At 49.1% G+C, this 8,381-nt stretch carries 7 protein-coding genes and 1 pseudogene; 6 read left to right on the top strand and 2 right to left on the bottom strand.

Annotation, left to right across the window (positions count from 1 at the left end):
• On the top strand, positions 1-1,306 hold a 1,306-nt coding region (locus IGQ16_RS10275), incomplete at its 5' end, for a hypothetical protein (protein WP_297061408.1).
• A 107-nt stretch (positions 1,307-1,413) separates the two neighbouring features.
• Here the strand turns inward: IGQ16_RS10275 and IGQ16_RS10270 are convergent.
• Positions 1,414-2,349 (bottom strand): annotated as a pseudogene (locus IGQ16_RS10270) (IS5 family transposase).
• Positions 2,350-2,476: 127 nt separating this feature from the next.
• Here IGQ16_RS10270 and IGQ16_RS10265 point away from each other — a divergent pair.
• From IGQ16_RS10265 to IGQ16_RS10245, 5 genes are read left to right on the top strand one after another with little or no spacing between them, the layout of a single operon-like run.
• Entirely contained in the window at positions 2,477-3,883 is a 1,407-nt protein-coding gene (locus IGQ16_RS10265; protein ID WP_297061405.1) for a UbiA family prenyltransferase, read from the top strand.
• The gene (locus IGQ16_RS10260) at positions 3,880-4,287 is read left to right on the top strand and encodes a GtrA family protein (RefSeq protein ID WP_297040867.1); all 408 of its coding nucleotides are present in this window, start codon (positions 3,880-3,882) and stop codon (positions 4,285-4,287) included. Before IGQ16_RS10265 ends, IGQ16_RS10260 begins: the two co-directional genes overlap by 4 nt.
• Positions 4,288-4,327: 40 nt before the next feature.
• On the top strand, positions 4,328-5,623 hold the full coding sequence (locus IGQ16_RS10255; protein WP_297061404.1) for an FAD-binding oxidoreductase: 1,296 nt from the start codon (positions 4,328-4,330) through the stop codon (positions 5,621-5,623).
• Positions 5,620-6,354, top strand: coding sequence for an SDR family oxidoreductase (locus IGQ16_RS10250; RefSeq protein ID WP_024125187.1), 735 nt, complete (start codon positions 5,620-5,622; stop codon positions 6,352-6,354). Before IGQ16_RS10255 ends, IGQ16_RS10250 begins: the two co-directional genes overlap by 4 nt.
• Before the next feature lie 7 nt (positions 6,355-6,361).
• The gene (locus IGQ16_RS10245) at positions 6,362-7,138 is read left to right on the top strand and encodes an SAM-dependent chlorinase/fluorinase (protein ID WP_297061401.1); all 777 of its coding nucleotides are present in this window, start codon (positions 6,362-6,364) and stop codon (positions 7,136-7,138) included.
• On the opposite strand, the gene IGQ16_RS10240 is transcribed toward IGQ16_RS10245, so the two are convergent.
• The gene (locus tag IGQ16_RS10240; RefSeq protein WP_024125185.1) at positions 7,130-8,377 is read right to left on the bottom strand and encodes a VWA domain-containing protein; all 1,248 of its coding nucleotides are present in this window, start codon (positions 8,375-8,377) and stop codon (positions 7,130-7,132) included. The genes IGQ16_RS10245 and IGQ16_RS10240 overlap by 9 nt on opposite strands.
• Positions 8,378-8,381: the final 4 nt, after the last annotated feature.

Below are 8,381 nucleotides of genomic sequence, written 5' to 3'. Positions count from 1 at the left end.
CTCGCCCTTTGAGCGTCATGCCCAGCAGCAGAGAATTCATAATCTGTTACCTATTTCCCTGCAAGAGGTGTTGCTGCTTATAATTACGATGACACAGCCCCTTGCCACAGATTTCATTGGCCGCTTTAATGCACTAATGACATCTCTAAGGCAAAATTGTTCTAAGATGCTCAGCAAAACAAAAATAGAAAAATATGCGCCATATGTAGTTTGGGTATTTTTTGCTTACTTTTGTCGTTATTACGCAATAGAAATTTTGAATGGTGGAAACAACTGGAAAACGGGTGATTGGCTAATCAATTACAGTGCAGGAATCGTACGAAGAGGACTAATAGGGACCTTCTTATTAAAAGTCTCAGACTTTGGTTTGCCATTGTTATGGGTAACCTATGTCACACAAGTAGCTATCTATGCTCTAATTTTTGGTCTTGTACTAAAGCTCTATTATCGAAAAAAAAGAAGTTTATTTTGGCTTTTAATCCTATTTTCACCAGCATTTTTGCTCTTCCCTTTCTACGACACGCAAGGTGGATTCCGAAAGGAGATTATTGTTTTCCTAATCTTTGCTTTTTTTTGCCTGATATATGCCAATAAGAACGTCACCCCTTTTAAGCTAACCTTTATATCTCTTGCTTACAGCTTAGGGGCACTTTCACATGAATTAACTGTTTTCACGCTACCGTTTTTCTTCTATTTGATTTATGTGAGCACAAAAGATGGACTTATCACTAATCGTACTGCTATTGCCTACAGCTCAATCCTCGCCACGGCAAGCTCAGTAATTTTGATTTTCGCTTTTTTCTATAAAGGCAATGAAGCTTTAGCGCAGGCCATTTGTCAGTCTTTAACAACTCGCAACCTTGATCCCAATATCTGTAAAGGATCTATCGATTGGCTTAGCGAAGATACCGGTACTGCACTAAGACGTGTGCTAAGTCTTTTGGATTACCGGTCTCTCTTTACCCCTGTATTTCTTTGGCTTGCATTACTTCCTCTATCATTTACTACATGGTGGAATAAAGAACGAGAAATTTTGTTTGTGGCTAGCATAGCAACAATATTTCCTCTTTTTCTTCTCGCAATTGATTGGGGTCGCTGGGTTCATGTCATCATATTTATGTTTTTCTGTCTTGCTCTTGCAAGCGAAGTAAACATTAAGTATCGCTACAGACGAATTTTTATTGTTGCTGGACTAATCTATCTAACAACTTGGTCTATACCACACTGCTGTGTTGGTGGATATGATACTGGCTTTTTAAGCTTTTTAAAACGTGCATTGAAGTGGCTAATGGAAAATCTGGGTTAAAAAAACAATGGATTGTGCGGGTGTTGGTACACAATTAGCGTTATTTAATATACCTATGGGTTGAATCAGCGGTTTCCAGTATGATCTTCCCCTCTCCCCATCCTGATTCATGCAGCAGGTGCACTATGCCCACCCTGCACGCACTGTGGCGTGTCAAGATTAGAGCAAAGTCTTGATGATCGCTGCACGCACATGACTCTCAGTAACCTGCCGGTCAAAGGCCTGTGGGAAGAGACGATCCCCAGTTGCTTGAACCAGTACATCATCTTCTGGGCAAGGCTGCGCAGGTAATGGCCAGATTCTTCCTTCCAGCCTTCCTGTCCCTTGGCGGCAATATCGGCGATCAGGTCACGGGGAGGATTATTCCCCTAAGGCACCGCCTCCTCGCGCCGCGGTATGCTTGCCTTCACCTGAGGTTCGCTGATGGCAGCATGCACTGCCTCGGTGTCGTAAGCCCCATCGGCACTGACTTGGGAAATGTCACCTTCGACTTGCGAGAGCAGGTCAGGAAAGACTTCACTGTCGTGCCAGGGGGTAGTGGTGATCTCGATGCCGACGATGTCCTTGGCTGTTGCATCTACCGACAGATGGATTTTGCGCCAGGTACAACGCTTGAGTGCCCCATGCTGGTGCACCTTCCATTCGCTTTCACGGAAAATCTTCAAACCAATCGAGTTCACCACGACATGGATCGCACCTGTTCTCCAACGATGTGGAATCTTCACTTCCAACGTGGCCGCCTGGCGCCACAGATGAGTGTGATTCAGCACCGGCAAGTTCAACCCACACAGGCGCATCAGTGAGTTCACCAACCCTTCCGCAGCACGATGGGGCAGACGGGACAGAATCTTGGGCCTCAGATAGACTTGAATGGCCAAGTTAGAATAAAACCTCGACTTACCTCGCCTGTTCGAGGGAAGGGGCATCCAGTTCTTGGCAATGTCCTCCTCATCAAACTAGATCGTTTGGTTGCCATGATTGACCAGTGCATGGTCATATTTTGCCTAGTTCTTCACCCAGTAGCGATGTTTTTGCTCTGCCATGCGCTCATTTCGCTAGGTTCTCACTGCCATTTGCTTTCCGTTTGTCTGTCAGACGACCGTTTACCGGCGTAAAGGTAAAATACTATTGTTATTGCACCAACGCCCAGCAAAACCTTAAACTGTAAAAATGGTTTACCTTCTTATCGATCTGGATAACACCCTACTGAGAACGAATGTCCTTCTAGAATTAATCTGTTTGTCTTTTAGTGAGCTGCTAATTCAACTCTTCAAAATAAAAAGCTTCAATCCTTCTCAGATCAAAAGAAAATTAGCTACCTGTACTGACTTGGATATTACCACATTACCCTATAACTCAGAAGTTATTCAGTATATCCAAGATTGGAAAGCCAAGGGGGCTAAGGTTGCCCTCATCACTGCCACTCATCAACTCGCCGCTGAAAGGATTGCTGCCCATTTGGGGCTTTTTGATGAGGTTTATGGTTCTGATGGCCAGCTTAATTTGAAGGGAGAAAACAAGGCAAGGTTTATCCTAGAGCGTTTTGGTGAGAAAAATGTTATCTACATGGGGAATTCTGAGGCTGATTTACCTGTGTGGGCAGTTGTGGCCAAAGCAATTACCGTCAATGCGTCTCCTCGGCTACGCCAAAAAGTCGAGCAAATCAATCCCAATGTGGAACATTTAGGGAGCGCAAAACAAAGCATTCAACCCTACTTCAAGGAAATTCGGCCCCATCAGTGGGTAAAAAATGTTTTGGTCTTTGTGCCTATGCTCGCGGCGCACCAGTTTAATTTGTCCACCTTTTGGATTGCGCTGGTGGCAGCAATTGCTTTTAGTCTGACGGCGTCCAGTGTCTATGTCTTAAATGACCTTTTAGATTTGCAGGCCGATCGCGCCCATCCCCGCAAGCGTCATCGTCCCTTTGCCGCTGGAGATATTCCCCTCTCCCACGGGATATGGCTGATTTTGATCCTCCTCGGCGGCGGCGTGGCGATCGCCACCACCATTAGTTGGTCATTTCTGAGCATTCTCCTCGCCTATTATGGTCTCACCACTGCCTACTCCTTTTACCTAAAGCGCCGGATGATTATTGACATTTGCGTCCTTGCGGGCCTTTACACGATTCGCATCTTTGCAGGTGCGGTTGCCACAGGGATTTCCCTCAGTGTGTGGCTTTTGGCTTTCTCCATCTTTTTCTTCTTTTGTCTGGCAACCGTCAAGCGCCAAGCAGAACTGGTGGATTACTATCACCGCAAACAACTCAAGGCCAGTGGTCGAGGCTACCACGTTGACGATTTGCCGATTATTAGCATGATGGCCATTGGGGCGGGTTATGTCTCAATTTTGGTGCTGGCGCTCTATATCAACTCTCCCCAAGTGCAGCTTCTTTACACAAACCCACAGGTACTCTGGGGCATTTGCTGTGTGCTTCTATACTGGATTACCCGAACCATCATGCTGACCCACCGCGGTTTGATGCACTATGATCCAATTGTTTATGCAATTAAAGATCGACAAAGCCAAATCTGTTTCTTGATTTGTCTGGTTTGCTTTATCTTAGGTGGAGTTTTATGACTTTACAAACCCTAATTATTCGCTATACCGTTTTTGCGGTGATTGCTACCTTTATGAATTTATTTTTTCAGAGGATAATATTAATCATTGATAATAGCTTCCCTTATTTTGTGGCCGCAGTAGCAGTGGGTACGCTCGTGGGGTTGGTGGTGAAATACTATCTGGATAAGCGATGGATTTTCTTCGATCATAAAAAGGGTATACATCACTATAGCCGTCAATTTAGTCTGTATGCTTCAATGGGAATTTTTACAACCGCCATTTTTTGGGGATTTGAAACCCTATTTTGGTTGATTTGGCAAAGCCATTTCATGCGGGAAATGGGTGCCATTATTGGTTTAGCCATTGGCTATGGGGTCAAGTATCACTTGGATAAACGCTATGTCTTCTCTAATGACTCCTAGGAGTTCTCTCAAAAGGCTCTGCGGCTGGGGACGGTATCCTGTGCAGACCTGTCATGTTTATTGCCCGCGCTCAGAATCCGAGATTATCCAGCTTCTCAACAGTGGTTTGCCGCTCATTGCCCGTGGAAATGGCCGTGCCTACGGAGATAGCGCCCTCAATCGGCAAGCAACACTGCAAATGAGCCACTTCAATCGCCTATTGGGGTTTAATCCGCAAACCGGTCAATTGATTGCTGAGGCAGGGGTTCTACTGGCAGAGATTCTAGAGATTTTTGGGCCTCGCGGTTGGTTTCCCTTGGCGACCCCTGGCACGAAGTTCGTTACGGTGGGGGGCATGATTGCCGCCGATGTTCATGGAAAAAACCACCACAAAGAGGGCAGTTTTGTTCAGAGTTTAGACTGGCTGGATCTCCTAACTAGCGAGGGGCAAATTTATCGCTGCTCTCCTTCAGAAAATCGAGATTTGTTTTACTGGACGGTGGGGGGAATGGGCTTGACGGGGGTGATCCTCAGGGCAGCCTTTCGATTGCGCCCCATTGAAACTGCGTGGATTCGCCAAACCACCTATATCGCCAGGAATTTAGACGAGGCCGTTGATCTCTTTGAGGCTGCGCAGGATGTGACCTACGCCGTGGCTTGGATTGATTGTCTAGCGGCTCGTTCTCAGTTGGGGCGGTCTGTGCTGATGCTAGGAGAACACGCGACGCGGGAGGAGCTGCCAACCAAATATCGGCACAGGCCACTGTGGACTCCGCAACGGCGTCAGTTCTCGATTCCTGTGGATTTTCCCAATGGTGCCTTGAATTCATTAACTGTGCGTGCCTTTAATCAACTGTATTTCCTCAATAGTCAACGCAAAGCCGGCCAGTCCTTTGTGGATTGGGATACTTTCTTCTATCCCCTGGATTGTCTCTTGGGGTGGAATCGCATCTATGGGCGGCGTGGTTTTGTCCAGTTCCAATGCGTTTTGCCCCTGAGCACTGCCCGCGAGGGTCTAGCGGCGTTACTGCATTGCACGTCAGTCGCAGGAGCGGGGTCATTTCTCGGAGTTTTGAAGAAGTTGGGTGATCAACAGGGTTATTTTTCATTTCCGATGGCGGGTTATACCTTGGCTCTGGACTTTCCGATGTCCCAACGCACCCTCAAGCTTTTGGATCAACTGGAGGAAATCACTCTACAGTATGGGGGTCGCTTTTACCTTGCCAAGGATAGCCATTTAACTCCGATGCGACTGCGCCAGTCCGATTCTCGGGTAGAAACCTTTGTAAAAGTCAGGGATGCCCACCAGTGGACGGTGAACTTTGCCTCAGAACAGTCGAAGAGGTTACATCTATGACCGCCCCTGTTCTGATTTTGGGAGCGACTTCCGATATGGGGCGGGCGATCGCCCATCAGTTTGCGGCTCAGGGTTATCCAATTCAATTGGCTGCACGGCAGGTGAGCCGCCTGGAGCCAGATAAAGCGGATTTGGAAATACGCTATGGTGTGGCTGTCAGTATCCATGAATTTGATGTCTTGGCGCTGGAGACCCATGCAGCCTTTATCCAGCAACTCCCGGAGCAGCCGGCGATTGTGATCTGTGTTGTTGGTTTCATGCCAGACCAAAAAGCATGTGAGCAAAATTTGTCCCTTGCTCTTGAAGTGATGCGCACCAATTATGAAGGTCCAGCGGTTATTTTAAGTCTCTTTGCCAATCTGTTTGAGCAGCGGGGGTTTGGTACGTTAGTGGGGATTTCCTCTGTCGCTGGGGAACGGGGGCGGGCAAGTAATTACTTCTATGGTTCTGCGAAAGCTGGCTTCACAGCATTTTTGTCGGGATTGCGGCATCGCCTTGCCAAATCGGGGGTACAGGTCTTAACGGTTTTGCCCGGCTATGTGAAGACGCGGATGACCGAAGGAAGGAAATTGCCCCCCCAACTTACGGCGGAGCCAAAGGAAGTGGCCAATGCAATCTTCTCAGCTATAGAAAAAAAGAAGGACGTGATCTACGTGCGATCCACTTGGCGCTGGATCATGGCGGTGATTCGTTGGATTCCTGAACCCTTATTTAAGCGACTGTTGCTGTGAAATGCCCATGGCTTGCTGCATTACACTGCTGACGGATTTTGGTTACCGGGATGTCTATGGGGGGGTGATGAAGGGGGTGATTTTCAGTATTTGCCCCCAAGCCCAGGTCATTGACCTATGCCATGAAATTCCACCCCAGGATTGCCGCACAGCCAGTTTTCAACTGCTGCAAGCGGTGCCCTATTTTCCGCCGGAAACGGTGCATATCGTGGTGGTGGATCCGGGGGTGGGCACAAGTCGGCGGGCGATCGCCCTCGATTTGGGGGTTGGCTATTGTGTTGGTCCAGATAATGGCATCTTTAGCCAGGTGTGCGATCGCTATTCTCCCCGACGCGTCGTTGAGCTAACCCAACCGCAATTTTGGCGCACCGCCAGTCCCAGTTTGACCTTCCATGGGCGGGACATTTTTGCCGCCGTGGCTGCCCATTTAGCCGCAGGAACGGATTTTGCTCTCCTTGGCTGTGCCATTGACCCAGACAGTTTGGTGCGCTTGCCCCATCTCACCTATGAGATGACCCCCCAAGGCGTCCAAGGCTGGATTCAAGCCATTGATCACTTTGGGAATGTGATTACTACGCTCCCTGGGCATTTGTTGGCTAAGGGCTATCACCAAATCCGGATTCAGGGGCAGCAGATTCCCCTTGTCCCCACCTATGGCGATGCCCCACCTCACCATCTGATTGCCTTGGTAGGCAGTCATGGGTTTATTGAGCTAGCGGTGAATAGGGGCAGTGCCCAATCTCTCCTAGGCTGCCAGAATGGCGATGCCCTGTGGCTAGTTTGAGGGGGGACGGCTCAGGACTGTTTTTGAGGCAATGCGCGTGCGCTTGAGGGCAGATTCACTGAGGGTAGATTGTTGCTGTAGCTCTTGGGCAGAGGCCTCAAGGACTTTTGCTGCTTCCGCATCCCCCAGTTGTAGAGCAGTTTTGGCCGCACTCTGAAGAAAGGTGGCCGCGCCAGCGGTGTCCCCCGATTGCAGCTTCGTTTCTGCCAGCTTAGTTTTGCGGTATTTTTCGAGGATGAGAATGCTTTGCTGTACCTCTGGATCTACTTGGGGCACGTGCTCTGGTTCTGCTGTGAGCGTCAGGGGAATCCTCTCAGAGAAAAGGCCTCTGGACTGCTGCACCGGGTCATCATAGCGGACTTGGGCAAAACCAATGAGGTGAGACCCCGCTGGCAAGGGCTGGGTCGTTAGGGTAATGAGGAGTGTCCGTCTGATGGTTGCCGAGACATCCCCCACGCGAATCACATACTCGTGGGGATCGGGGCTTTCGTAGGTGAGTTCAATTGTGTCGGGCGCCACTTGGTGCACGGGTTTGAAGTTCCCCAGTTGAGCGGCTTCACTCAAGGTGAGTAGGACATGGGCATTGGTGTAGTCCACGTTGCTGATGTGGCTAAAGAGGGATTGAAAACAGGCGATCGCCTGCTCAGCATATTCAATAAACACCAGCCGTCCGCCAGCGGCATCGGCAATTTGTTCAAGGACATCTTGGTTCCAGTGGACGCCAAACCCTAGGGCATTCAAGGTAATGTTGTACTCCGCGGCCAGCTTGGCCAGCTCAAGGCAACGCTGGTTGTCACCGTGTTCATTTTCACCATCTGTGAGCAGAAAGATTTGGGAAATAGTACCCTGCTTGCCTGTGGCAATTTCCTTCAATCCTAGTTTCATCCCTTCATCAATGGCGGTTCCACCCCCCGGTTCGAGGGTGGCAATCTGGGCTTTAATGGCCTCCTTGTCCCAGACCGTCTGGTTGGGCACCAGAACCTTCGCTTTGTGATCAAAGGCAATGACACTCAGGCGATCGCTCGGCAATAACCGATCCACTAGGGACTCTGCTGCCCGTTTCACCATTGCCAACGGTTGCGATGCCATTGACCCACTGTGATCCAAAATCAAGCAGAGATTTAGAGGAGCGCGCTGTTGTTGCCGCTGTGCCCTTAGCGTCAGCTCTAGTTGGCGCTGTGCCCCCTGTCCGGCACTGACAATGGGATCGCTGAGCTTGGCAATGAGTTCAACTGTCATCGTT

Source organism: Thermosynechococcus sp. M3746_W2019_013 (assembly GCF_015296045.1).
GTDB lineage: Bacteria > Cyanobacteriota > Cyanobacteriia > Thermosynechococcales > Thermosynechococcaceae > Thermosynechococcus.
This window is presented reverse-complemented; position numbering and strand designations above follow the sequence as displayed.